The following is a 23,451-nucleotide window of genomic DNA, read 5'->3' as shown; positions in this document are numbered from 1 at the left end:
GCATGTCACTTCGTCGATGCCGCGACGGACGCATAGACCTCCTCGTAGCCGGCGACCATGCCCTCGCTGTCGAAGAATTCCTGGACGTGCGCGCGACACGCGTCCGGATCGATGTCGCCGACAGCCTCGAGTGCGGCGCCGAGAGACGGCGGTTCGTCGCAGACGTATCCGGTCTTGCCGTCGACGACGACCTCACTCACCGACCCTGCCCGCAGCGCCACGACGGGGGTGCCCGTCACCATCGCCTCGATCATCACCAGCCCGAACGGCTCCTCCCATCTGATGGGGAACAACAGGCACCGGGCCGCCGCGATGAGTTCACGCTTCGCCGGTCCGCCGACAGGCCCGATCACCTTGTCGCCATCCGTCAGTCGGGGCACGACCTGCTGCGCGAAATAGCCGTGGTCGCTCGGTTCGACGCACCCGCCGGCGAGGACCAGCGGGACGCCCGCGGAGTGAGCGGCATCCAACGCCAGGTGCGCTCCCTTCTCCGGGCAGAACCGACCGAGGAACAGCGCGAAGTCATCCTTGGTCGCGCGGAAGGGCCAGTCGGAGACCCGCAGACCATGGTGAACGGTCCCCACCCAGTTGAGCTCCGGCGATGAGCGTCGTTGACGATGGCTGACGGCTACCAGCCCGAGGTCTCGATCGAGAGCCGAGTAGTAGCGGCGCATGTCGGCGTCGATCATGGCGTGCACGGTGGACACCGTCGTGATGCCGAGGCTGTCGTAGCTCGATGCGTTGAGGGCGCCGGACATGGTGTGATCGTGAAGAATGTCCACGCCGTCCCGGTGCGCCAGCCGCGTGACCGCCCGGCGTACCTCTATGGCGTGCACGATCTCGGGACGAACCTGACCCAGTCGCTCGGGAACCGCCTCCGGTGAGATCGCGACGAAGCGCGCGTCGGTCCTGGAATGCCCTGCGCCCAAGAGGAACACGGTGTGTCCGTGCGCGACGAGGCCATCGGCCAGGTCTGCGATGACGGCCTCGGTTCCGCCGTAGTCCTTCGGCGGAACCTCGAAATACGGCGGCGCGACGAGAACCACTCTGAGGTGCTCGGACGTCACATCGTCAGCTCTTCGGCATGAGAGTCGGACCGGGCGATGTCACCGTTCATCGAGTCGAGCAGCGTCCTCCAGGGTTCGGTCGGGAACAACGACTCGACGGCGCGCCGGTTTCGCTTCAGGGTGGCGGTCAGGTCGGCATCCTGGCCGGCGAATGCGGACAGTGCATCAACGAATGTCAGTGCAGCTGCGGCCATGCCGGTTCCGTCGGTCTCGAACGTGGTGCATTCGAGACCCGCGGCACCGTAGACCTCGTCGAAGGCGTTGTATCGCGTCGACACGGCGGGAACCTCTGCGACAGCTGCCAATCCGGCGCCCAGGCCGATCGTCTCGAAATCGCTGACGCTGGGTGTGAAGACGACGCCGCCGTGGGTCGCTCGCGCCAGCCGCAGGAGGTCCACTTCGTTCATCCGCCAGTTCCCGTCGGCTTCTTGCACCGTTTCGAGAGGTACGCCGCCGAGGAATCGGACGTACTCCTGCGTGGCGAGTCCGTCGCGGAGTGCGACGAGTTCGTCGCCGTAGTCGGGATCTTCGGCGAGGTCTCCGAAGACGAGCAGGTAGGGCGGTGGGAGTGAACGGCGGAGACACTCACGCACGACTTCTGCGTGGAAGCGCAGCGACTGATCCACGCCCTTCACCCGGTAGATCCGTACCGGGCTCACCAGTATCGGCCGTTCCAGGCTCAACCCGAGCTGTCGCGCGAACTCGTGATGGCGTTCGTCGATTCCCGGTGGGATCACCGGTAGCAGGTTGGCGATGACCTTCGGCCGCGCTGCGGTGCCGTAGCTTTCGGCCTCTCTCGCGAGCCCCTGAGATACCACGACCCAGTTGACGTGTGCCGCCTCGGCGGGCAGCGGTGTCATGCAATTGGGAACGGACGGATAGAACCGTCGATCGATGGCGATGTCCCAGCGCCCGTTCGAGCCGCACAGATCGTGGTCCCAGATCACGAGCCCGCCCCGGCGCGCGCGGTAATGGCGGTCGGCGGCCATGTACAGCGCGGACGTCACGCTGACGGCATGCGGGAGAGTGAGATTCACTGCGAAGACCCAATCCGGATCGTGGCGCTGCAGCCATGTCGTGAAGTGGTCGAAGTACACCTGCCGCAGGGCTTCGATCCGGTCGACGAGCGACCGCCGCTCGGCCTCTTCCAACCGATCGAAGGCGGCGACGCGTCGACGGATGTCCTCGAGCTCTGCCGACAGCTCGGCTCGGTCCAGCCCCGCGATCGAGTCGTTGATCGTCGGCCTGAGCCACGGCGGATAGGGGTGGGATTCCGGGCCGTTCGGGAAGAACCGCGTCTTATCCGACCGCCAGGAGTAGCCGAGATCGGCGACGACCGTGTCGTCGAAGACGCCCATCGACCGTCCGAGGTGGAACACGTTGCGGAACACCGTCAACAGTCCCGAGACCGGGAGGCCGTCGCCACAGATCAGGCCGATCTTCACGTCACCAGCGGCCGGTAGTCGCTGGCCGAGAAGTACTCCTCACACTCTCCGATGCGGCGCACATCCCAGGTGGCGCAGTGCAGCGATCCGCCGAACTCGAACACATTCCGGAACGGAATGGTGAACACCTCGAAGCCGAGCCCGGACAGCAGATCCTGCAGCGGTCGCTCCCGTTCCTCACAGATGACCTTGGTCGGCGAGATGCTCAGGACGTTCATGGACAACCACTTCGACGACTGGCAGTAGTCAGGCATCTCGGAGTTGCTCGATGTGGGTCGCGGAGCCGACACGAATTCCCAGTCATCGGTCAGAAAGAGTTTCTCCTCGCCGGCACGCATTGGCCGGTCGGGATTGGTGAGTATCAGCCCGGGGCGGAGGGGGACGAATGTGCAATCGATGTGCGACGGAAAGAAGTCGAGCGGAAAGTGCACGGGGTGCACGCGGAAGCCCTTGGGTTCGAGATGCCTTTTCAGCCACGTGATGCCCGCCCGATTGGACGTCATCGACTCCTGGACGACGAGGTCTCGGCCGAACCTGCTGATGTCGGCCGCGTCGAAGACCACCTCGTCCTGCGACACGCAGAACTCGAAGGCGTGCATCTCGGCATGCCGCTTCTCATCGGACCAGTCCCAGAAGCCCTCGCGGTACATGCCGTCGGCCATCGACGGCTTCGGCGCGCTCGTCCAGACGACGCGTGGGTCGGCCTTCCAGTACTCGTAGACGAGGTCGCGATAGGCGGTGAACTCGAAGTATCGCGACCGGCGTGACATCGGTGCTTCGATGATCTCGCTTCCGATCGTGATCATCACGTCGCGCGGGCATACCGCGCAGTACTGGTTCGCCACCGAGAAGTGCGGCGTGGCGACACTTCTGCTGAAGTCGTGCGGTGTCGGTCGGCGAACCTTGACTCCGTGCGACTCGAGGAGGGCCTGAAGCCCGGCCAACTCCTCATTCGCACGTTCGATGGCGCCAGGTGGCTTCGGTCCCTCGGGAAAAGGCGTGCCGCGGGGCGCATTACGGATCTGCGGACGACTGCCGGGCTCGGTGGGCTCGAAACACGCGCCGTCCGCGGAGCCGACGACGACCTCCTCGAGTGGATCCCACTCGTTCCAGGAGTTCACCACCGTCGACAAGGTACTCATGGCGAACAGCCTTCCGGACCGATGATTCCGCCTTCCGGAAATCCCGCCCTGGTGCCGTCGGAGAGGATTTGATCTTCATCGTTCATGCCCGTGCATTGCCGGTCCAAGATGTAGCACACAAAGAAGCGGAGGAGGGCCACATTGACGGCAGCGCAAAAGGGCCGCGCCGTGCGCCACCCGGCCTACTCGCCGGGCCGGAAGCGGTCCTGCATCGTGTAGGTGTAGTCGCCGATCCGCAGGTACGGCGTCATGACATACGCCAGCCCGATCGCCCCGATACTCAGGATCGACACCGCCGCCACCACGTTGGGCCAGAGCGGCGCCGCCATGCCGAGGGCGAACAGCGGGATGGCCACCGCCCAGCCGCCCCAGTAGACGCGACGGCCGAGTTCCGGCTTGTGGGTCAGCGCACGGCCGGCGATGAAGGCGACGACCATGGCCAGGAACGCGCCGATGATCAGCGCGGTCGAGATCTCGTCGGACATCACCCCAGCTTAGGTGTGGCTGCCGCGCGTCAGATCGCGCGCAGCCGTCGCACCCGGTCGGCGATCGCACGACGCGAGGCGTCCGCGTCGGGGACGACCATCTCGAAACCGTGCGGGCAGCCGGGGTGGACGTGCAGCTCGGCGGGCACGCCGGCGGCGGCGAGCCGGTACGCGAAGTCGACGATCTCCGCCCGGAAGATGTCCAAATCGCCGGTGTCCAGGTAGGTGGGCGGCAACCCAGCGAGGTTCTGCTCGCGGGCGGGTGCCGCGTAGACGGGCACGTCGGCCCCGCCGGCGCCGTCGCCGAGCAGAGCGCCCCAGCCGGTGCGGTTGTCGTCGTAACTCCACACCATGCCTTCGGTGGGGATGTGCGGGTCGGGTGTGGTGTTGCGGTCGTCGAGCATCGGGTAGATCAGCAGCTGCAGCGCGAGCGCGGGTCCGCCGCGGTCGCGGGCCAGCAGTGCCACGCCCGCGGAGAGCCCACCGCCGCCGCTGTCACCCATCACCGCCAGCCGCCCGGGATCCACCCCGAGTTCGCCTGCGTGTTCTGCCAGCCACTGCAGCGCGGCGTAACAGTCCTCCACCGGAGTGGGGTGTGGGTGCTCGGGTGCGGCGCGGTAGTCCACCACCAGCAAGGGCACCCCGGACTCGGCGACGTAGCGCCGCACGATCGCGTCGTAGCCGCGGCCCGTCTGCTCGAGGGTCATGAGCATCCCACCGCCGTGCAGATACAGTGCGGCACTGCCGTTCTCGGGCGCGTCGACCGGCCGGTACCAGGACAGTGGCAGCTCGGCGCTGTCTGCGGTGGTGAGCACGTGGTGGTCGACTTCGATGCCACCGACGGCCGGGATCATCTCGGCGATCAGGTCGAAGGTCGCCGTGGTGTTGCGCCTGCGGGTGGCGACGTCGCCCACCGGCGGCGGCGTCGGGTCGGGCGGCTGGGGGGCGGCGAGTAGCGCGGCGAGGATCTCCGGATCGAATGGCAGCGGCACGCCCCGAGCGTATCCGGTGTTCGCGTAACGGCATCGTGGCGGCGGGGCGCCGTACAGTCGGCCGTCACCGTCAGGACAACACGGTCGCCGACACTGCGCTGTGTCCCAACTCAGCCGCCGGGCGTTGCTGCGGGGATCGGTCGCGCTCGGGGTGTTGCCGCTCGCGGGCTGCGCCGTCGCGCGCAGCACCAACCTGGTGCCCGCCGACCCGTTCACCCTCGGAGTGGCGTCCGGCGATCCGGCGCCCGACGGTGCGGTGATCTGGACGCGTCTGGCTCCGGATCCGTTGATGGACGACGGTTTCGGCGGCATGCCGGCCCGGCCGGTGGACGTGGAGTGGGAGGTCGCGGCCGACGAGCGGTTCGCGCGCGTCGAGCAACGCGGTACCGCCACGGCGACGCCGGATACCGCTCACAGCGTGCACGTGGAGCTGCAGGGATTGCGGCCGGGCGCACAGTACTTCTACCGGTTCCGCACCGCGGGCTACCTGTCGCCGACCGGCAGGACACTCACCGCGCCGGCGCCCGACGCCCTCGCGACGGCGCTGACGATGTGTGTGGCGTCGTGCTCGCACTACGAGCAGGGCTGGTTCACCGCATACCGGCGGCTGGCCGAGGAGCAGCCCGATCTCGTTGTACACCTTGGTGATTACCAATACGAGTATGAGGCGAGACCCGGTGGGGTGCGCAGCCACGTCGGTCCGGAGACCGTCACGCTGGCCGACTACCGGCGGCGGTACGCGCAGTACAAGACCGACCCCGACCTGCAGACCGCCCATGCCGTCGCGCCGTGGCTTGCCGTCTACGACGACCACGAACTGGACAACAACTGGGCCGACGAGACGCCGGAGACGCCGCAGCCCGACTTCCTCGCCCGGCGGGCGGCGGCGATGCAGGCGTACTACGAGAACATGCCACTGCGACGATCTGCGGAACCGCGCGGCGTCGACATGCAGCTGTACCGGCGAATCGGCTGGGGCGGATTGGCCACCTTCCACCTGCTCGACACCCGGCAGTACCGCACCGACCAGCCGTGCCGCGACGAGTACCGCACCGACTGTGCCGAGCGGTTCAACCCGTTCGCGACGCTCACCGGTGATGAGCAGGAACGCTGGCTGCTCGACGGTCTCCAGCGGTCGCAGGCCCGCTGGGACGTGTTGGGGCAGCAGGTCTTCTTCTCACAGGTGGAGCTGACGCCGGGACCGGCGCGCGGCGTGAACCCCGACGCGTGGGACGGCTACGCCGCCAATCGCGACCGCATCGTCGCGGGACTGAAGGGTCCGGCGGTGCGCAACGCGGTGGTGCTGACCGGGGACGTGCACAGCCACTGGGCGGCCGAGGTGCACGAGCGCCCCGGCGACGTGGCGTCACCGGTGGTGGCGACCGAACTGGTGACGACGTCGATCAGTTCGGGCGGCGACGGATCGGACACCAGGGCCGATGTCGACGCGGTGCTGCCGGAGAACCCGCACATCCGGTACTTCAGCAATCGGCGCGGCTATGTCCGTGCCCGTCTGACCCCCGACGAGATGCGGGCGGACTTCCGGGTGCTGCCGTATGTGTCGCGTCCTGGCGCACCGGTGCGGACCGGCGCATCGTTCGTGGTGCCGGACCGGGCGGCGGCGCTGAACCGGCTGTGAAGGGGTGCCGTCAGCCGGCCGTCAACATATGTTGACGGCCGCGGACGATTGGTGTGCTTACGGCGCCGGAACGCTGGCGCACGGCAGCCCCGGGATGCACCCCGACGCGCCCTGCGGTCCTGCTGTACCGACGGGCCCGCCCGGGATGCCGCCGGTTGCGCCCTGCGGGCCGGCCGCGCCCGCGGGTCCGCCCGGGATCGCGCCGGACGCGCCCTGCGGTCCGGCGGTACCCGCGGGACCACCCGGGATCGCGCCGGTGGCGCCCTGCGGTCCCGCCGCGCCGGCCGGTCCGCCGGGGACGGTGCCCGCGGCGCCCTGCGGCCCCGCGACTCCGGCGGGTCCACCGGGGATGGTGCCCGCGGCACCCTGCGGCCCCGCGACTCCGGCAGGAGCCGGAGCCGGTGCCACTGCGCACCCCGTGCCTGCCGGGTCATAGCACCCGGGCGGACCGCCGGCAGGAAACATCGAGGTCGCGGAGGCGACCGGAGCGATGGCGATCGCGGCGCCCGCCACGATCACCGGGAGACTCATTTTCAGCTGCGTCAACATGGCGGCGCTGTACCACCTCTGACCGGGTTCAAACCCGCAGAGCAGAAGTTCTACGGCCGTTCGAAGTGCTGGTAGTCCTTGTGGCGCTGCCAGTACCCACCCCAGGCCCAGCCGAGGTCGGTGAACGCGCGTACCGCCGGGTCGCCGCCGTGCAGCACGCCCGGGTCGGTGCGGCCGCGATCCGTGTAGGGCCCCGCGTTCGCCGGTTCGAATGCGCCATCGCGGCGGACGTAGGGGTTGAACAGCGGATTGATGTCGACGGCGCGTCCGTAGGCGTGCGGTGACCAGCGTCTGGTGCCGGGGATGTCACGGCAGTTGAACGCCGAGGAGTTGTTGTCGGCCATCGACAGCTGATCGTCGGCGCCGGGGTAGCGGGCGGCGGACTGCATCCGGGCGATCGGGTAGCGCAGTTGCTCGAGCTGTTCGAAGACCGCGATGACGTCGGGCACGACGTCCTGATGGACCACCAGGTCGCCGCTGTGCGTGCGGTCGTCGAGGCCGACGAATTCGAGCTCGACCCGCCGCAACACCTCCGGCCCCACGGGACACCCCGGCCGCCACGTCGCGCCGAGTTCGGCAGCGGTGACCGGATGCACGGTGGCCGCCACGGCCGGCGGCGCAACGACCATCGACAACGCCACGATCACCGCCGCGGCCAGTGCGGCACAACGGGTGCGACGGTGATCGGCGATCGGACCTGCCCTCCTGATCGGTGGCGTCGACGCTACCCGCGCACCTCCTTGAGGCGTTGCGGGGAACGCGGCGATGGACGAAAATTGACGATCAGTTTCGCCTCTACGACGCACAGGCTCGACATTTGAGGGGGGATCAGTAGGCATGGCACCGTTGAGAACCGGCGACGGACTGCCCGACGTCGTCGTCACCGCGATCGCTTCCACGACGGCGCTCGCCGCCGACGCGGAGGAGACCTGGAAACTGCTGCAGCAGGGCGGCAGCGGCATCCGCGCCCTGGACAGCTGGTTCGTCGACGAGCTCGACTCGCCGGTCCGTATCGGCGGGCAACTCGTCGAGGACTTCGACGAGCACCTCAATCGCGTCGAACTGCGCCGGCTGTCCTTCATGCAGAAGATGTCGACGGTGCTGGGTCGCAGGCTGTGGCAGACCGCCGGATCACCCGAGGTCGATACGCGGCGGCTGCTGGTCTCGGTCGGGCTGGCGCTCGGCTCGACCGAGGAGATCCTGAAGGCCTACGAAGAGTGGCAGCTCAAGGGCATGCGGGCGGTGTCGCCGCTGGCCGTTCAGATGTTCATGCCCAACGCCCCGGCGGCGGCCGTCGGACTCGACCACAAGGCGAAGGCCGGGATCATCTCGCCGCTGATGGCCGACGCGTCGGGCGCCGGGGCCATCGCCCAGGCCTGGCGGCACATCATCCTCGGCGAAGCCGACATCGCGATCTGCGGTGGAGTGGAGACGAAGATCGAAGCCGTCCCCGTCGCGGCGTTCGCGTCGGCGGGCATGCTGTCGACCGACAACGACGACCCGGCCGCGGCGTGCCGGCCGTTCGCGAAGAACCGCAACGGCACGGTGCTCGCCGAGGGCGGCGCGCTGATGCTCATCGAGACCGAGCAGCACGCCAGGGCCAGGGGCGTCACACCGCTGGCCCGGCTGATGGGCGTCGCGATGACGGCGGACAGCTTCGATCCCATCCAGCACGACCCGACCGGCGAGATCGCTGGTGACGCGATGGCCCGTGCCATCGACCTCGCGGGCCTGGCGCCGTCGGACATCGACCACGTCAACGCCCATGCCTGCGGGACGATCGACGGTGACCTCGCGGAGGCGTGTGCCATCCGTCACGCGCTGGGTGGCCATGTCCCTGCGGTCTACGCACCCAAGGCCGCGCTGGGCCACTCGCTGGGCGCGGCGGGAGCCGTCGAGGCGGTGCTGACCGTCCAGGCGCTGCGCGACGGGGTCATCCCGCCCACCCGCAACCACGAGCAGGTCGACGACGAGATCGGGCTCGACGTCGTCACCGGCGTACCGCGCGAGGGCGACTACCGCTACGCGGTGAGCAACTCGTTCGGTTTCGGCGGCTTCAACACGGCACTGGTGTTCGGCGCGATCTGAGCCGCCGATTCGGGTAACCCCGATGACATGGTGATCACATGACCGATGAGAAGAGCAGTCCTGTCGTCGTCGTCACCGGCGCAAACGGATTCGTCGGCGCGCGCACGTGCGCGGCCCTCGCGGAACGCGGCGCGGCCGTGCGTGCGGTGGTCCGCCGGGCCGGCGCCGCGCCCGCGATCGACGGGGTCGAGGAACGGGTCGGGGACTTCGGTGACCCGGGCTTCGCGGCCGAGGTGGTCGCCGGCGCGGATGCCGTCGTCACCACCGTGCACCCGATGGGCACCGATCGCGAGACCCAGCGCCGGGTCGGCGTCGAGGGGACACCGGTGATCGCCCGCGCGGCGCGGGACGCGGGTGTCGGCCGCCTCGTGCACATGTCGACCGCAGGCGTCTACGACCGGTCGCCGGGCGTCGGCGACGTCGACGAGTCCGCGGCACTGGTCGGTGACGACATGGGTGACTACCCGGTCACCAAGCGGGACACCGATGCCGCGCTGGCCGAGGTCGACGGCATCACCCGCGTGCTGGTGCGGCCACCGGCCATCCTCGGGCCCGGCGAGAGTTCCATCTGGAACACGCTGCGCCCGAACGACATCGCGAAGGACGAGTCCGCACGTCGCACCGTCGCGGACAAGACCTTCGCGTGGGTGCACGTCGACGACCTCGCCGACCTGCTGGCCGACCTCGCCACCGGCCGCATCGCCGCCGCCGACGACCCCGAACGCGGGCCGGTGGACGGCGGGTGCACGGCGGTCAACGTCGCCGGCGGGCCGGCCACCCAGCGCGACTACTTCGGAACGGTCACCGAGGCACTGGGCATCGAACCGGCGTGGCAGGACGAACCCGCGTGGACCGGCCAGATCGTCACCGACCGGGCCCGCCGCTGGGGGTGGACCCCGCGGGTCACGCTCGCGCAGGCCCTCGACGAACTCCGGCACGGACTCGAGGCCGCACCGCCGACTACTTGACCAGCGTGAACTGCCCGACGTAGCTGACGTTGCGGTTGAAGAAGTCCGAGCATCCGATCAGGTACTTCATGTAGCGGTCGTAGACCTCCTCGGAGGTCACCGCGATCGCCTCGTCCCGGTTGGCCTCCAAAGCCTTGGCCCAGGTGTCGAGGGTGCGCACGTAGTCGGGCGTCAGGTCGTCGCGCTTCTCCACGGAAAAGCCTGCGGCGCCTGAGTATTCGACGACGTCCTCGTCGCACGGCACCGACCCGCCGGGGAAGATCTCCTTGGCGATGAACTTCATGAACCGCAGGTCGCTCATGGTGATCGGGATGCCCATCTCCGGCCACCGCTTGAGCGGGTGCCCCATGATCGTCTGCAGCACCATCCGGCCGTCGGCGGGCATGCTGCGGTAGCACAGGTCGAAGAAGGCCTTGTAGCGCTCCTTCGGGAACGCCTCGAACGCCTCGATGCTGACGATGCGGTCGACGGGCGCGTCGAACTCCTCCCAGCCGCGCAGCAGCACCCGCCGCGACCGGTCGGTGTCGATCTCGTCGAGGATCTGCTGGCTGAGCGCGCGCTGGTTGTGGCTCAGCGTCAGTCCGATGACGTTGACGTCGTACTTCTCCACGGCGCGCTTCATCATGGCGCCCCAGCCGCTGCCCACGTCGAGCAGGGTCATGCCGGGTTCCAGGCCGAGCTTGCCCAACGCGAGGTCGATCTTGGCCAGCTGGGCTTCCTCGAGCGTCATGTCCTCACGCTCGAAGTAGGCCGAACTGTACGTCCGTGTGGGGTCCTGCCACAGCCCGAAGAATTCGTTCGAGATGTCGTAGTGCGCCTGGACGTCCTCGTACGCGACCTTCATGTTCGAGCCCCCCGACCCGCTGTCCGTCACTCCGCAGTCCTCCGTTCCCAAGATCATGACCTGTGTATAGCCCAACTTGCCTAGTTCTGCTAAGCGGGTGCCTTCTCCAGGGTGAACTGTGCGACGTCGGTGTAGCCCTCGCGGAACAGGTCGGCACATCCGTCGAGGTACTTGAGGAACCGCTCGTAGATCTCCTCGTTGGTGATGGCGATGGCCTCGTCCTTCTTGGACTCGAGGTTGCGCGCCCAGGTGTCGAGGGTCTTCACGTAGTGCGGCTGCAGGTGCTGCTCACGGGTGACGGTGTAGCCGGCCTTGACCGCGTGCTGCTTGACCATCGACGCCAGCGGCAGACGGCCACCGGGATAGATGTAGTCCATGATGAATTTGATGAACCGCACGCGGGACATCGTCAGCGGCAGGCCCTTGGCCTTGATCTCCTCATCCTCCGGGATGATGATCGTGTGCAGCATCTGCACGCCGTCGTCGGGCAGCCAGTCGTAGGTCTTCTTGAAGTAGTCGTCGTACTTGTTGAAGCCGAAGTGCTCGAACGCGCCGATCGACACGATCCGGTCCACCGAGCCGCTGAAGTCCTCCCACGGCTGCAGGCGGACCTCCATGTTGCGCTTGCTGGTGGAGTTCGCGAACCAGTGGTTCTCGATGTGCTCCTTCTGGTTCTCCGAGAGCGTCAGGCCGATGACGTTGACGTCGTACTTCTCGACCGCGCGCATGATCGTCGCGCCCCAGCCGCAGCCGATGTCGAGCAGCGTCATGCCGGGCTGAAGACCCAGCTTGCCCAGAGACAGGTCGATCTTGGCCATCTGGGCCTGCTCGAGGTTGTAGTCGTCCTTCTCGAAGTAGGCGCAGCTGTAGACCTGATTCGGGTCCTGCCAGAGCTTGAAGAACTCGTTCGAGATGTCGTAGTGGAACTGCACTTCCTTCTTGTCCGAACCGCGGGTCTGCGACGCGGACTTGGCGAGCCACTTCGATTCGGCCTTGGGCGATGCGCTGGTGGTGTCTGCCACGGGGGCGTCCTCTCGGTACTGGTGATCGGTACTCATGGTCGCGATGTCCTCTGCTTCCACACTTGGGTGCGACGATACGCCAGCGGGGAGCGCTCGGTTACGCCCGTCACCAGCGCAGCAGCGCACCCTACGGGGTTGACGCACGGAACAATTGGGCCTCGGAACACAATTCGCGCGGCGACGGGACCGCAGTCCGGCAAGGCCGTCGGGCGTGTCATGGCAGTCGCCCAGCACGGGGTGTGCGCGGGCCGTTTCCCTTGATATTGACTCTCCGGCTCAACTCACTGGCAAACGTGCGGTAGGTTCGGTCGACACACCGATTGGACGCTGGGGAGTTGACCGGTGGAAGCGAGACCATTCGGGCACTACCAGCTGCAGAAGCTGATCGGCCGCGGCGGGATGGGCGAGGTCTATCAGGCCTTCGACACCAGGACCGATCGCATCGTCGCGGTCAAGGTCCTGCCGCCGCATCTGGCCGAGGACGTCACCTTCCAGCAGCGCTTCCGCCGCGAGTCGCAGGCCGCGGCCGGGGTGAACGACCCGCACGTCGTGCCGATCCACGGATTCGGCGAGATCGACGGCCGGCTGTACCTGGACATGCGGCTGATCGACGGCCGCAACCTGGGCACGATGCTCAGCGAGAGCGACAAACCGCTGGACCCGACGTTCGTGGTGACGGTCGTCGAGCAGGTGGCCTGTGCGCTCGACGCCGCGCACGCCTCGGACCTCATCCACCGCGACGTGAAGCCGTCGAACATCTTGATCACCGACCGCGACTTCGTGTACCTGATCGACTTCGGACTGGCACGGTCGGCGGGCGAGTCGGGCATGACGACCGCGGGCAGCACGCTGGGCACGCTGGCGTACATGGCGCCGGAGCGGTTCGAGGGCGGCAAGATCGACTGGCGCGTCGACGTGTACGCCCTGGCGTGCGTGCTCTACGAGTGCCTGACGGGCTCGCGGCCCTATCCCGCGGACAGCCTGGAGCAGCAGATCGCAGGCCACATGGTGTCGCCGGTGCCCAGGCCGTCGGCGATCGACCCGCGGCTGGCGGCGTTCGACGAGGTGATCGCCAAGGGGATGGCGAAGAAGCCCGCCAAGCGGTTCCAGTCGGCGGGTGAGCTGGCCGCGGCGGCACGCACGGCGCTGAGCGTGCCGGTGCGCACCACGCGGTCGGGCAGGCATGCGGCGCGGCGTCCCGTGACGACGCGACGGACGATCGTGCCGCGGCGCAGCGTGTCCAAGCGGGTGTTGGCGGTGACGAGTGCGCTGGTGCTGGTGGCGGCCGCAGGCACGTTCGGGGTGTGGCAGTGGCGGGGGTCGTCGAATGAGGCGCGGCCGGCAAGCGTCGCCGAGCCGACGGTGCCGCCCGGACCGCAGCTCGGGGCAGTGCCGGAGATCGCGGCGACGGTGCCCGACGACATCCGGTCGACGGGCCGGCTGGTGATCGGCGTCAACACCCCGTACGCGCCGATGGAGTTCAAGAACGCCGACGGGCAGATCGTCGGCTTCGACGTCGACCTGATGAACGCGGTCGCCCGGGTGCTCGGCCTGGTGCCGGACTACCGGGACACCGCCTTCGAGAGCATCCTCCCGTCGGTGCAGGGCGGCAGCTTCAACGTCGGCATGTCGGCGCTCACCGACACGTCGGACCGCGAGAAGATGGTCGACTTCGTGACCTACCTGCAGGCAGGCACGCTGTGGGCGCAGCGGCCGCAGTCGTTCCTCGACCCGAGCTCCGCGTGTGGGCTGCGGGTCGCGGTGGCGTTCGGGACGCTGCAGGAGACCAAGGAGATCCCGAACAAGAGCGACGAGTGCGTGGCGGCGGGGCTGCCCGCGATCGAGAAGGTCGTCTACACCAGCCAGGACGAGGTGACGGCGGCGCTGGTGAAGGGCGAGGTCGACGCGATGTCGGCCGACTCACCGGTGACGGGCTTCGCGATCAAACTCAGCCGAGGCGAGCTGGAGGCGGCCGGTGACGTGTTCGACTCGGCGCCCTACGGCTGGCCGGTCGCGAAGGACTCGAAACTCGGCGAGTCGCTGCGGGCGGCGCTCGAGCACCTGATCGGCACCGGCGAATACCGGGCCATCGCGACGATCTGGGGTGTCGAGCGGGGAATGATCACCGAGCCGGTGGTCAACGGCGCGAGCGGCTGACCACCGCCGGGCGGGAAACGCTCTGCGTCAGCGCTTCTTGTTGTCGAACAGCGCTTCGGCCGAGGAGGCTGCGCGTGCCGCCTTGTCGTGCTTGGCCGCGCGTTTCTCCTTGAGCGACTTCCCGGATTTCTTGGTCATGGCTTGTCGGGGTGACTTGTCAGACATGGTCGGCCCTTTGTTCTGGGGGGCCTGAGTGGTCCCGATGATTTGACCGTACCCCCAGGAACGCGCTGATGGGGCCGCGGACACCACGTCGGTTTCAGCGGCGGACACCGCACCCGCGCGCGTCAACAAATGTTGACGCGCTCACCGTCGCAGCGGCGCCGCCGCCTCGAACGCCGCCGCCCTACCGGAGGACTGCCACTCCAGCCAGCGCTCCCAGCGCCGCAGATTCCACCGCTGCCACCGCCGATCCAGCGCGGGTGAGACGCGGCGCGCGATCTCGAGGGCGGCGATGAGCGGAAAACGCAGCAGTAGCAGCAGGATTCCGGGCAGCGCCGACGGCAGCCGATAGCGCGACCGGTTCCACGGCAACATGTACAGCCCGAGGTAGCCGGCCTGCACGCGGTAATGGTACTGCGCCCGAATGCGTTGCAGTCCAGTGTGACTCGGCTTCGGAGCGAATGCCGGGACGAAGGACTCGACGAGTTCGGTTCCGTTGTCGGCACTGTCGTAGCTGCGGGCGGCGTCGGCCATGAACAGGATCCGCCAGGCGTCGGCGACGGTCTCGGGGAACCAGCCGTCGCAGCGCACACCGACCAGATGCCCGCAGTACCGGTTGAAGTGCAGCACGGCCCGCATCTCGCGGGGGCTGGTGAGGTGGCCGAGCAGGAACAGCCCGAACGCGGGCGCGATGCTTCCGCCCAGCAGGGTCAGCAGCATCGCCGACTGGCTGATCGGCAGGCCCCAGCGTTCGGCGTCCCACTCCGGGTGCTTGCGGACCCGGTCGCGCACGCTGACATGCATGATGCGCACGTGCAGAGAGATGTTGCGGCCCAACGATCCCGGGGTCAGGATGGCGCCGGGCCGGCAGACCTCGATCCACCACCGCGACGTCTCCAGGTAGCGGTGCAGCGCGCGGTCACCGGCGTAGCCGCCCGACAGCGACAGCGGCACCGCCAACCAGCCCTCGGTGTAGGTGTCGTTGGTGCCGGCGTTGCCGAGCGCGCCGAGTGCGTAGGCCCAGCGGCGCCACACCGCCGCGCCTTCCTCGACGAGTTCCGGGTCGACCCAGTCCGGGAGCTGCTCGAATTCGTCGAACAGTGCGCGCAACGACGCGGGCGCCTCGGGCACCTGGTCGATGCCGACGCGCTGGGCCTGCTCGACGAGGTCGCGGGCCTTCCTGGCGCCGAGTTCCCCGTGATAGGTCTCGGCGACGAAGCGCTCGGCGACGGGGTCGCCGTCGTTCAGGCCGGCGATGAACCCGTCCGCCGTCGCATCGGAGGGCAGCAGGTCGAAGCCGGTGAGCCGCCGCACGCGGTTCCGCAGCCGGAGCCGTCCGCCGTCGGCGGGCGGGTAGCGGAACGCGCTCGGTCCGGTCACGATGTGCGGCGGCCCTGACCTTCGAACGGGTTCCACGACTCGCTGTTTCGCGTCACCTGAAGGTAGTAGGCGAAATTCGCGGTGGTCATGGCGATGGCGGGCACGACGAAGTTGATGGCCCGGTCCACGAACTCGGGCAGCTCGACGCCGTAGGCGAGCACCCCCAGCGCCACCCCGATGCCCAGCAGCGTCAGCCCCTTGCGCCAGATGCCCTTGACGAAGAAGTAGATCGGTCCGAACAGGAACGCCAGGAAGTTGGTGCCGATGCGCATCTTGGCGCCGAACGGCAACGCGCGGTATGCCTCGCGCCCCTGCGGTGTGGACGTCGGCCCGTAGGCGTGGAAGAACTCGAAGCGTGGTTGCCAGGCGCGCGGCAGGTCGGCGAAGTCGGGCGGGGTGGCCATGGCTGGCAAGTCTAGGGCCGCGCCTCGGGTGTCCTGCGCAGCTTTACTGCTGCGGGGGGATGAGCACCGTGAAGAGGTCGGTGATGACGCCGTCGTTGACCAGGGCGGCGTCGAATCCTGCCATCGCGACGTTGCCGTCGGCAGTGACCAGTTGCCATGCGAGGTGGCCGAAGCCGGGGAGCGCGTGCACCGGGCCTGCGGCGACGAACTGGAGTTCTCCGAGATTGCTCTGCAGCGCAACGCATTTGGCTTCGAGCGCTTCGCGGCCGGTGCTGACGCCGTCCTCGTCGGTCCAGCGGACGTCGGCGGCGTAGGTGCGCTCGATCGCCGCCTGCCGGGTCGTCGCGTCGCGTTCGTTGAAGACCTCGATCAGGTTGGCGACCATCAGCTCGTCGACGGATGAGGGCATGGGGTATCTCCTTCGGGGTCGGGCGGGGTGAGGCTCAGAGGTCGCCGATGTGGTCGGGGACGTCGACGGCGTGCTGCTGCAGGATGTCCAGCGCCACCAGCGCGAGCGTCGACTCGTGGGTCGCGGCCAGCACCACGGGCGCTGCGCAGCCGTCCTGATGGGCCAGCATCCAGTTGCGTGCGGTGACGCACCAGCGGTCACCGGGACTGAGACCGGGGAACCGAAATTCCGGCCTCGGCGTCGACAGGTCGTTGCCGATGGACATCTGGTGGTCGAGGAACTCCCGGCTCATCACCGCGCAGATGGTGTGCACGCCGACATCTTCGGGTCCGGTGCTGCAGCAGCCGTCCCGGAAGAATCCGGTCATCGGGTCGGTGCTGCATTCCTGCAGCGGGCCGCCGAGCACGTTGCGATCGGTCACGTCAGCGGGCCGGCGTCAGCCGGATGACGGCGATGCCGAGGCGTTGCGCGGCTTCGGTGAAGTCCTGCAGCGACGGGACTTCGTCGCCGGGGAACTTCAGGCCCATGGTGCGCTGCGCCTTCTTGGCGCCGTACGACTTGGCGGCGCGGTGCACCAGGTCCGCGACGGCGGCGGTGTCGGTGATCAGCTGGCCCTGCATGGCCGTCGTCTTCCCGGCGTAGGAGACGTCGGCGGGGGCGCCGTCGCGGAAGTTGTGCTTCCAGCCGGCCTCGAGGATCACGTAGAGGTCGCCGTCGATGTGGTGGGCGCTGACCGGGACCGAGAAGCGCCTGCCGGTCTTTCGGCCGTTGAACCCGACGAGCATGAACTCCTTGAGTGCGGCGCCGAGCGGGGAGCGCAGCGCCAGCCGCAGCCCACGGTTGACGACGTTGAGGACGGCTTGCGGCGGGTGGGCGACGTCGATCGCTTCGGGCATGGAATCACGGTACGACCGATCCGCGCCGGCGGCGATTGTTCGGACGACTCAGCTCGACCGCACCGGGTGCGGATACTCCTTCTCGCGGTCCTGGAAGGCCAGGATCGCGGGATTCTGCACGACGCCGTCGCGGATCTCGACGGCGCGGCGGATCGTCGCGCTCTCGGCCCAGGCGTCGGGTCCGGCGAGCACCGTGTCCAGGTGCGGCAGCAGGGCCTCGCTGATCTCCCAGGTCGCCGAGTTCCACAGGTAGGACGGGCTGTGGTCGACGGCGTAGTAGAGCAGCCGGTCGCCCATCTGCAGGATCGGATCGGCGAACGAGGTGGGCCGTGCCCAGGAGAACCCCATCCCCGCGTCGCAGGAGACGTCGATGATCAGGCTGCCGGGCGCGAACGACGGCAGGTCGTCCTCGGTGACGAACACCAGTGGCTTCTCGGGGTTCTGCAGCACGCAGTTGACGACGATGTCGTTGTCGGCGAGGAACCGGGCGACCGGGATCTCGCCGTGCTCGGGGGTGTCGGCCCAGGTGCGGCCTGGGTCGTCCTCGTCCTGGCCCATCTGGACGATCTGGGTGCCGGGAATGGGGGAACCGACGGCGGCGACCTCGCGGGTGGTGAGGACGCGGACGCCGTCGACGCCATGGGCGTTGAGCGCGGTGACCGCACCGCGGGCGGTGGCGCCGAAGCCGATGACGGTGGCCTGCAACCGCCTGCCGTAGGTGCCGGTGACACCGGCGAGCGCCATGGCGTGCAGCACCGAGCAGTAGCCGGCGAGTTCGTTGTTCTTGTGGAAGACGTGCAACCCGAAGCCGCCGTCGGCCTGCCAGTGGTTCATCGCCTCGAAGGCGATCAGCGTCTGCTTGCGGTCGATGGCGATCTGGGTGAGCGCGGCGTCCTGCACACAGTGCGGCCAGCCGAGGACGATGGCGCCGTCGCCGAACTCCGCGAGGTCCTCGGCCTGCACCTTGGGCAGCAGGATGATGTCGCTGCCGGCGATGATCTCCTCGCGGCTCTTGACGCCGGCGACCAGTTCGGTGAGTTCGGCCTCGGTGGCGCCGAACTCCTCGCCGTAGCCACGCTCGAGCAGGATGCGCGCTCTGAGTTCGGGTTCGATCCGGCTCAGGTGCGCCGGGTGAAGGGGTAACCGACGCTCGTCGGGCTTGCGGGAATGGGCCAGCACGCCGAGTGAAAGTTGTTGTTGGCCCATGCCGTTACCCTACCCCCGGCAGGAAACAGGCGTACCGTCGTGCTATCGGGCAGCTCGATCTCGAGCGAATCCGCCCGGCTACGAGAGAAGTCCGATGACTTCGCCCACCGTGTGTCGTGCGTCCTGACTCGCCGACGACACGATTCTGAGACTCCGCGCAAACCGGCTGTTGGGTTGTGCGCGTGTGTGATCGATCCATTCTCGCCCGGACGGCCCGTACGCCGCCGGCTGATCCGGAGGTGTACCCCATGACCGTGAAAGTGACGCTGCCAGACGGCGCTACCGACAAATACATGCGCTTCGGCGACGCGTACGTCAAGCATCACGACGGTACGCTGGACGTCTGCCGAACGGGGGCGAAACCGATGTCGTATGCCGCCGGGGACTGGGCCGACGTGGAAGGCGACGAGCGGACGAGGAAGGTGCGCCGGTTCTGGCGCTCCTAGCTCAGTCCTTGGTGTCGACGGCCGACGTCTTGGTGCGTCCGGCCAGCGCACGCTGCGCGCACTCCGCGCGGGCGTTGCGGACGACCTCTTCGGCGGTCCGGCATGCCGAGGTGTCGGCGTGGCCGTACTCGATCGGCAGTGACGCGGCGTGCCGCAGCACCATCACGGCCAGCGCTCGGGTGGTCCTCGACGGGACGACCAGCAGATTCGCCCGGCCCTGCTTGCCGGTGATGGAGATGACCCGCTGCTGACGGATCCGCGCACCGGGCAGCGGCACCTTCCCGCCGAAGGGCATCGGATTCAGGTCCGGGGCGCCCTGCAGCGACGACCAGTTGACGTCGAGGTCGACGATGTCGCCCAGCCGGGTGCTCACGGCCTCGATGAGGTCGGGCAGTTCGCGGGCGATCGACGCGGTGTAGGGCCACCAGGCGCCGTCGAGGTAGTTGCCGAGCTCCGAGGCGAGAGTGAGCCGGATGGGGTTGTTGGACCCCCGCCGGTCAGTCGCGCTCACAACGACGAGTTCAGTTGGCGGACAATGCTTTCGTGTGCGTACACCATGGCCGGTGTCCTCGCTTCCAGATCGATCCGGCGCGCGAGAATTACGGGCGTCGAGATGCGAATCGGTTCGGACGGCGTCACAAACCGTTCACATTCAACGGTACACGGCGGAGTAGTCGCGCGTAACCAGCACGCGGCCGAATTGCCGGGCACACACGAATTTCGTTGATTCGCAGAAAAAGACGATGATCGCGTCGCGGCTCAGGCGTGCTACCCTTGCGCTGGGTGTGTTCTGCATCCGTTCAATGAGAGAATGTGAAAAGCGTATGGCACAGGGAACTGTGAAATGGTTCAACGGCGACAAGGGCTTCGGTTTCATCGCCCCGGACGGTGGCGCGGCTGACGTGTTCGTCCACTACTCGGAGATCAGCGGAAGCGGATTCCGGTCGCTCGAAGAGAACCAGCGCGTCCAGTTCGAGATCGAACAGGGCGCCAAGGGACCTCAGGCTGTCGGAGTGACGGCGGTCTAAACGAGCTTCAAGTACGTCGTGGGCTGGTAGGGAGACCTACCAGCCCACTTCTCTTTTTCTGGGGTGGTCCCCGGATGTTCAGAAGCCCCCGATGTGGGAATCAATGACCCCATGAATTGGGAGTGCGCTGTCGTCGGGGGTGGTGCGGCCGGGTTGAGCGCCGCCCTGGTGCTGGGCCGGGCCCGCAGGCGGACGATCGTCGTGGACGGCCAGGACCAGAGCAACCGCGCCTCCCCGGGCATCGGTGGCCTGCTGGGATTCGATCAACGGCCGCCCGACGAGCTCTACGCGACCGGACGCCGGGAGCTGTCCGCCTACCCCAGCGTCGAGTACCACCGGGGCGAGGTGCGCAGCGGCCGCCGTGTCGACGGCGGCTTCGAGCTCGAGTGCGACGGCGGCGCGACGATCCAGGCCAAACGGGTGCTGCTGGCCACCGGGATGTCGTACTGCCCGCCGCAGCTGCCCGGAGTCGCCGAGTTGTGGGGGACGTCGGTGTTCCAGTGCCCGTTCTGCCACGGCTGGGAGATGCGGGATAAGAAGCTGGCGGCGCTCGCCGCAGGCGAGCAGGGCATGCACACGGCGCTGATGCTGCGGGGCTGGACCGACGACGTCGTGCTGCTCACCGACGGACGCTCGGAACTCAAGCCCGACGACGAACGCGTGCTGCGTGACGCCGGGGTGACCCTCGACGACCGGCGGGTGGTCGAGCTGATCGGCACCGATGGCTGCCTGACCGAGATCGCGTTCGCCGACGGTTCGACGCTGGCGCGCGACGGCCTGCTGGTGGAGGCGCCGGTGCGGCAGAGGACGCCGCTGGCCGAGCAACTCGGCGCCGCGTGCACCCCGGGCCCGCTGGGCACGGAGCCGCTCGGCGTCGACGAGATCTACCGCACGAGTGCGGGCGGAGTGTTCGCGGCCGGCGACGCATGCACCGAACAGCCGCATCTGGCCGGCGCGATCGCGTCAGGCGCGCAGGCGGCGATGATCATCGTGCAGAGCCTGCTGGCCGACGAGTTCGGCCTGCCGTACCCGCCCGCCTAGTCCTGCACGGCCTTCGCCAGGGTGACGAGCCTGGTCAGGGCGGTGTTGTCATGCAACGACCGGGCCGCTTCGCGGACGACGCGGACGATCACCCAGGCGCGGGCGCGGTCCTCGTCCAGACCGGCGGTGTCGATCAGGGTGTAGAAGCGGCGCTGCACGCCGAAGCGCGGGTTTCCGGTGAGCTCGTCCCAGCGGTGCCACAGCATCGGCGCGATCTCGTAGGCCGGGTCGCCGTTCACCGGGTCGGGTGAGATGGCGAGCCAGGGTTCACGGTCGGCGGCGAGGACGTTGCCGTAGTGCAGGTTGCCGTGCAGGACGTGGTCGGCGGGGTGGGTGGCGAGCTCGCGGCACAGTGTTGCCGCCTGCTCGACCAGCCGGTGCGGGATGGGCGCGCTGCGGGGGAGGGCAGCGAATTCGTCGGCCCAGTCGTCGAGAAGATCTGTCAGCGAGCGTAATTGAGGCATCGCCGGTACGTGAAGGCGACGGTAGAGGCGGGCGACGGCCTCGCAGGCTGCGGTGTCGTCGAGGCTGACGAGCGACTGCGCGTGTAGCCGCTCGAGGAGGACGGCGCGACGGTGCGGGTCGGCGCGCAGCAGGCGGGCGGCGCCGTCGCCGTTCCAGCGGCGCAGGACGAGATGGGCGTGCTCGGCGCCGCCGGTCTTGAGCACGGCGGGCGCACCGGAGGCGCGCACGGGCAGCACGGCGGTATCGAGCGCGCGGATGGCGTCGCCGTCGGGGCGCAGGCGCCATTCGTCGACCAGGTCGTCGAGGTCGGTCACGTCACCAGGATGGCACCGCAGGAATTGTTATCGACTGACAGAAGTTAGCTGAAGCCGCTTCAGGGGTATACGCTCATATGTTGTCCGACGGCGAAGTGAAGGTAGCGGTTCACGGCGTCCGGCGCTCTCGACGCCTGATGGGAGTTGGCTGGTGTCGATGCGCACCTGGCCATGGTGTCGTCGGCAGAGGCGATTGGGCGGTTCGCTAGGGGTTCGTCCGGGTCGCGGAGGTGGCAGCGAGCGTGAGGGGTGCTCGCTGCCCTTCCATGCGCGCATCGTTCTAGCCTGGCGGTGTGCTGACCGAACTCGTCGACCTGCCGGGCGGTGCGTTCCGCATGGGGTCGGTCGATTTCTATCCGGAGGAGGCTCCGGTGCACACCGTCTCGGTCGGACCGTTCGCGATCGAGCGCCATCCGGTCACCAACGCCCAGTTCGCCGCGTTCGTCGCCGACACCGGCTACATCACCGTCGCCGAACGCGAGCTGGACCCGGCCGACTTCCCAGGCGTCCCAGCGGCCGATCTCGTTCCCGGTGCGCTGGTGTTCCGGTCGACGAGCGGACCGGTCGACCTGCGCGACTGGCGTCAGTGGTGGACATGGGGGCCCGGCGCCTCGTGGCGGCACCCGCTCGGGCCCGAGTCGTCCGTCGAGGACCGCCTCGACCACCCGGTGGTGCAGGTCGCCTACCCCGACGCCGCGGCGTACGCGGCGTGGGCCGGGCGCCGGCTGCCGAGCGAGGCGCAGTGGGAGTACGCGGCCCGGGCCGGCTCGACGGCCGCGTACGCATGGGGCGACGACGCGCAGCCCGACGGCAGGCTGATGGCCAACACCTGGCAGGGCAGATTCCCCTACCGCAACGACGGTGCCCTCGGCTGGGCAGGCACGTCGCCGGTCGGCACGTTCCCGCCCAACGGGTTCGGCCTGGTGGACATGATCGGCAACGTCTGGGAGTGGACCACCACGCCGTATGCCCGGCAGCACCGCATCGACGAGCCCGCCGAGGGCTGCTGTCCGACGCCGTCCCCGTCAGGTGATCCGACGCTCAACCAGGCGCTCAAGGGCGGGTCTCACCTGTGTGCGCCGGAGTACTGCCACCGCTACCGGCCCGCCGCGCGGTCGTCGCAATCGCAGGACAGCGCCACCACCCACATCGGTTTCCGCTGCATCGCCTGACGGGCGCTGACCAGGCTCGAAGGGCGTCTCGGGGTGCGTGCCCGCGCGCCGCTGACGGGTCAGCTGTAGATTGGGGGTAGGCCGTCCTCGTCCCTGCGCTGCCGTCCCGGCAAGCGTGGCACTTTCTAGA

The 23,451-nt window shown here is 68.5% G+C and carries 25 protein-coding genes; 8 read left to right on the top strand and 17 right to left on the bottom strand.

The features are described 5' to 3' along the window. Positions 1 to 5: 5 nt before the first annotated feature. The 5 genes from AB0K11_RS05650 to AB0K11_RS05630 form a co-directional block, all read right to left on the bottom strand. A complete protein-coding gene (locus AB0K11_RS05650) occupies positions 6 to 1,067 on the bottom strand; it encodes a glycosyltransferase family 4 protein (RefSeq protein ID WP_364973148.1) in 1,062 nt (353 codons plus the stop codon). Then, on the bottom strand, positions 1,064 to 2,512 hold the full coding sequence (locus tag AB0K11_RS05645; RefSeq protein ID WP_364973146.1) for a hypothetical protein: 1,449 nt from the start codon (positions 2,510 to 2,512) through the stop codon (positions 1,064 to 1,066). Before AB0K11_RS05645 ends, AB0K11_RS05650 begins: the two co-directional genes overlap by 4 nt. Beyond that, on the bottom strand, positions 2,509 to 3,654 hold the full coding sequence (locus tag AB0K11_RS05640; RefSeq protein ID WP_364973143.1) for a serine/threonine protein kinase: 1,146 nt from the start codon (positions 3,652 to 3,654) through the stop codon (positions 2,509 to 2,511). The genes AB0K11_RS05645 and AB0K11_RS05640 overlap by 4 nt, the downstream gene beginning before the upstream one ends. Before the next feature lie 182 nt (positions 3,655 to 3,836). Beyond that, positions 3,837 to 4,139 carry a hypothetical protein gene (locus tag AB0K11_RS05635; protein ID WP_364973141.1) on the bottom strand — a complete coding sequence of 101 codons (303 nt, stop codon included), beginning with the start codon at positions 4,137 to 4,139 and terminating at the stop codon, positions 3,837 to 3,839. A 29-nt stretch (positions 4,140 to 4,168) separates the two neighbouring features. Continuing rightward, entirely contained in the window at positions 4,169 to 5,131 is a 963-nt protein-coding gene (locus AB0K11_RS05630) for an alpha/beta hydrolase (RefSeq protein ID WP_364973138.1), read from the bottom strand. A gap of 100 nt (positions 5,132 to 5,231) precedes the next feature. Between AB0K11_RS05630 and AB0K11_RS05625 the strand changes: the two genes are divergently transcribed. Then, positions 5,232 to 6,770 (top strand): alkaline phosphatase D family protein, encoded by a 1,539-nt coding sequence (locus AB0K11_RS05625; RefSeq protein ID WP_364973135.1) that lies wholly within the window; start codon positions 5,232 to 5,234, stop codon positions 6,768 to 6,770. 57 nt (positions 6,771 to 6,827) lie between these two features. Here AB0K11_RS05625 and AB0K11_RS05620 read toward each other — a convergent pair whose 3' ends face one another. Both AB0K11_RS05620 and AB0K11_RS05615 read right to left on the bottom strand, forming a co-directional pair. Then, complete coding sequence (locus AB0K11_RS05620) at positions 6,828 to 7,301, bottom strand: hypothetical protein (protein ID WP_364973132.1); 474 nt, start codon at positions 7,299 to 7,301, stop codon at positions 6,828 to 6,830. Between the two features lie 68 nt (positions 7,302 to 7,369). Then, the gene (locus AB0K11_RS05615; RefSeq protein ID WP_364973128.1) at positions 7,370 to 7,948 is read right to left on the bottom strand and encodes a M15 family metallopeptidase; all 579 of its coding nucleotides are present in this window, start codon (positions 7,946 to 7,948) and stop codon (positions 7,370 to 7,372) included. Between the two features lie 208 nt (positions 7,949 to 8,156). Between AB0K11_RS05615 and AB0K11_RS05610 the strand changes: the two genes are divergently transcribed. Both AB0K11_RS05610 and AB0K11_RS05605 read left to right on the top strand, forming a co-directional pair. Beyond that, positions 8,157 to 9,407, top strand: coding sequence for a KasA/KasB family beta-ketoacyl-ACP synthase (locus AB0K11_RS05610; protein WP_364973125.1), 1,251 nt, complete (start codon positions 8,157 to 8,159; stop codon positions 9,405 to 9,407). Between the two features lie 38 nt (positions 9,408 to 9,445). Beyond that, on the top strand, positions 9,446 to 10,375 hold the full coding sequence (locus AB0K11_RS05605) for an NAD(P)H-binding protein (protein WP_364973122.1): 930 nt from the start codon (positions 9,446 to 9,448) through the stop codon (positions 10,373 to 10,375). Here the strand turns inward: AB0K11_RS05605 and AB0K11_RS05600 are convergent. Further along, on the bottom strand, positions 10,368 to 11,219 hold the full coding sequence (locus AB0K11_RS05600) for a cyclopropane mycolic acid synthase family methyltransferase (RefSeq protein WP_364973755.1): 852 nt from the start codon (positions 11,217 to 11,219) through the stop codon (positions 10,368 to 10,370). The two genes, AB0K11_RS05605 and AB0K11_RS05600, sit on opposite strands and share 8 nt — an antisense overlap. An 89-nt stretch (positions 11,220 to 11,308) precedes the next feature. Continuing rightward, positions 11,309 to 12,241 (bottom strand): cyclopropane mycolic acid synthase family methyltransferase, encoded by a 933-nt coding sequence (locus tag AB0K11_RS05595; RefSeq protein ID WP_364973120.1) that lies wholly within the window; start codon positions 12,239 to 12,241, stop codon positions 11,309 to 11,311. 342 nt (positions 12,242 to 12,583) lie between these two features. Between AB0K11_RS05595 and AB0K11_RS05590 the strand changes: the two genes are divergently transcribed. Beyond that, entirely contained in the window at positions 12,584 to 14,398 is a 1,815-nt protein-coding gene (locus tag AB0K11_RS05590) for a bifunctional serine/threonine-protein kinase/transporter substrate-binding domain-containing protein (RefSeq protein ID WP_364973117.1), read from the top strand. A gap of 306 nt (positions 14,399 to 14,704) precedes the next feature. Here the strand turns inward: AB0K11_RS05590 and AB0K11_RS05585 are convergent, their stop codons facing one another. Genes AB0K11_RS05585 through AB0K11_RS05560 form a run of 6 tightly spaced genes read right to left on the bottom strand, consistent with a single transcriptional unit; the run spans position 14,705 to position 18,855 of the window. After that, positions 14,705 to 15,940 carry an oxygenase MpaB family protein gene (locus AB0K11_RS05585; protein WP_364973114.1) on the bottom strand — a complete coding sequence of 412 codons (1,236 nt, stop codon included), beginning with the start codon at positions 15,938 to 15,940 and terminating at the stop codon, positions 14,705 to 14,707. Further along, positions 15,937 to 16,344, bottom strand: a complete 408-nt coding sequence (locus AB0K11_RS05580) for a DUF2628 domain-containing protein (protein WP_364973112.1) — start codon at positions 16,342 to 16,344, stop codon at positions 15,937 to 15,939. Before AB0K11_RS05580 ends, AB0K11_RS05585 begins: the two co-directional genes overlap by 4 nt. 43 nt (positions 16,345 to 16,387) lie before the next feature. After that, a complete protein-coding gene (locus tag AB0K11_RS05575) occupies positions 16,388 to 16,753 on the bottom strand; it encodes a nuclear transport factor 2 family protein (protein WP_364973110.1) in 366 nt (121 codons plus the stop codon). 34 nt (positions 16,754 to 16,787) lie between these two features. Further along, entirely contained in the window at positions 16,788 to 17,174 is a 387-nt protein-coding gene (locus AB0K11_RS05570) for a DUF2237 domain-containing protein (RefSeq protein WP_264012969.1), read from the bottom strand. Position 17,175: 1 nt separating this feature from the next. After that, a complete protein-coding gene (locus AB0K11_RS05565) occupies positions 17,176 to 17,649 on the bottom strand; it encodes a hypothetical protein (RefSeq protein WP_364973107.1) in 474 nt (157 codons plus the stop codon). 48 nt (positions 17,650 to 17,697) lie between these two features. Then, the gene (locus tag AB0K11_RS05560) at positions 17,698 to 18,855 is read right to left on the bottom strand and encodes a N(5)-(carboxyethyl)ornithine synthase (protein ID WP_364973105.1); all 1,158 of its coding nucleotides are present in this window, start codon (positions 18,853 to 18,855) and stop codon (positions 17,698 to 17,700) included. A 248-nt stretch (positions 18,856 to 19,103) separates the two neighbouring features. Here AB0K11_RS05560 and AB0K11_RS05555 point away from each other — a divergent pair, with 248 nt between their 5' ends. Next, the gene (locus tag AB0K11_RS05555) at positions 19,104 to 19,301 is read left to right on the top strand and encodes a hypothetical protein (protein WP_364973103.1); all 198 of its coding nucleotides are present in this window, start codon (positions 19,104 to 19,106) and stop codon (positions 19,299 to 19,301) included. A gap of 1 nt (position 19,302) precedes the next feature. Here AB0K11_RS05555 and AB0K11_RS05550 read toward each other — a convergent pair whose 3' ends face one another. Beyond that, the gene (locus tag AB0K11_RS05550) at positions 19,303 to 19,812 is read right to left on the bottom strand and encodes a DUF5994 family protein (RefSeq protein WP_364973101.1); all 510 of its coding nucleotides are present in this window, start codon (positions 19,810 to 19,812) and stop codon (positions 19,303 to 19,305) included. Positions 19,813 to 20,125: 313 nt separating this feature from the next. Between AB0K11_RS05550 and AB0K11_RS05545 the strand changes: the two genes are divergently transcribed. Both AB0K11_RS05545 and AB0K11_RS05540 read left to right on the top strand, forming a co-directional pair. Continuing rightward, the gene (locus tag AB0K11_RS05545; protein WP_264012975.1) at positions 20,126 to 20,329 is read left to right on the top strand and encodes a cold-shock protein; all 204 of its coding nucleotides are present in this window, start codon (positions 20,126 to 20,128) and stop codon (positions 20,327 to 20,329) included. 111 nt (positions 20,330 to 20,440) lie between these two features. Next, the gene (locus AB0K11_RS05540) at positions 20,441 to 21,370 is read left to right on the top strand and encodes an NAD(P)/FAD-dependent oxidoreductase (protein WP_364973097.1); all 930 of its coding nucleotides are present in this window, start codon (positions 20,441 to 20,443) and stop codon (positions 21,368 to 21,370) included. Here AB0K11_RS05540 and AB0K11_RS05535 read toward each other — a convergent pair. Next, positions 21,367 to 22,149 (bottom strand): aminoglycoside phosphotransferase family protein, encoded by a 783-nt coding sequence (locus tag AB0K11_RS05535; RefSeq protein ID WP_364973094.1) that lies wholly within the window; start codon positions 22,147 to 22,149, stop codon positions 21,367 to 21,369. The two genes, AB0K11_RS05540 and AB0K11_RS05535, sit on opposite strands and share 4 nt — an antisense overlap. Before the next feature lie 293 nt (positions 22,150 to 22,442). Here AB0K11_RS05535 and AB0K11_RS05530 point away from each other — a divergent pair, with 293 nt between their 5' ends. After that, positions 22,443 to 23,321: a formylglycine-generating enzyme family protein gene (locus AB0K11_RS05530; protein ID WP_364973091.1), complete on the top strand. Its 879-nt coding sequence runs from the start codon at positions 22,443 to 22,445 to the stop codon at positions 23,319 to 23,321. The last annotated feature ends 130 nt before the right edge of the window (positions 23,322 to 23,451 follow it).

Source organism: Mycobacterium sp. NPDC050551 (assembly GCF_040674075.1).
GTDB lineage: Bacteria > Actinomycetota > Actinomycetes > Mycobacteriales > Mycobacteriaceae > Mycobacterium.
The sequence above is the reverse complement of the archived record's forward strand: the minus strand, read 5'-3'. Positions and strand labels throughout refer to the sequence as shown.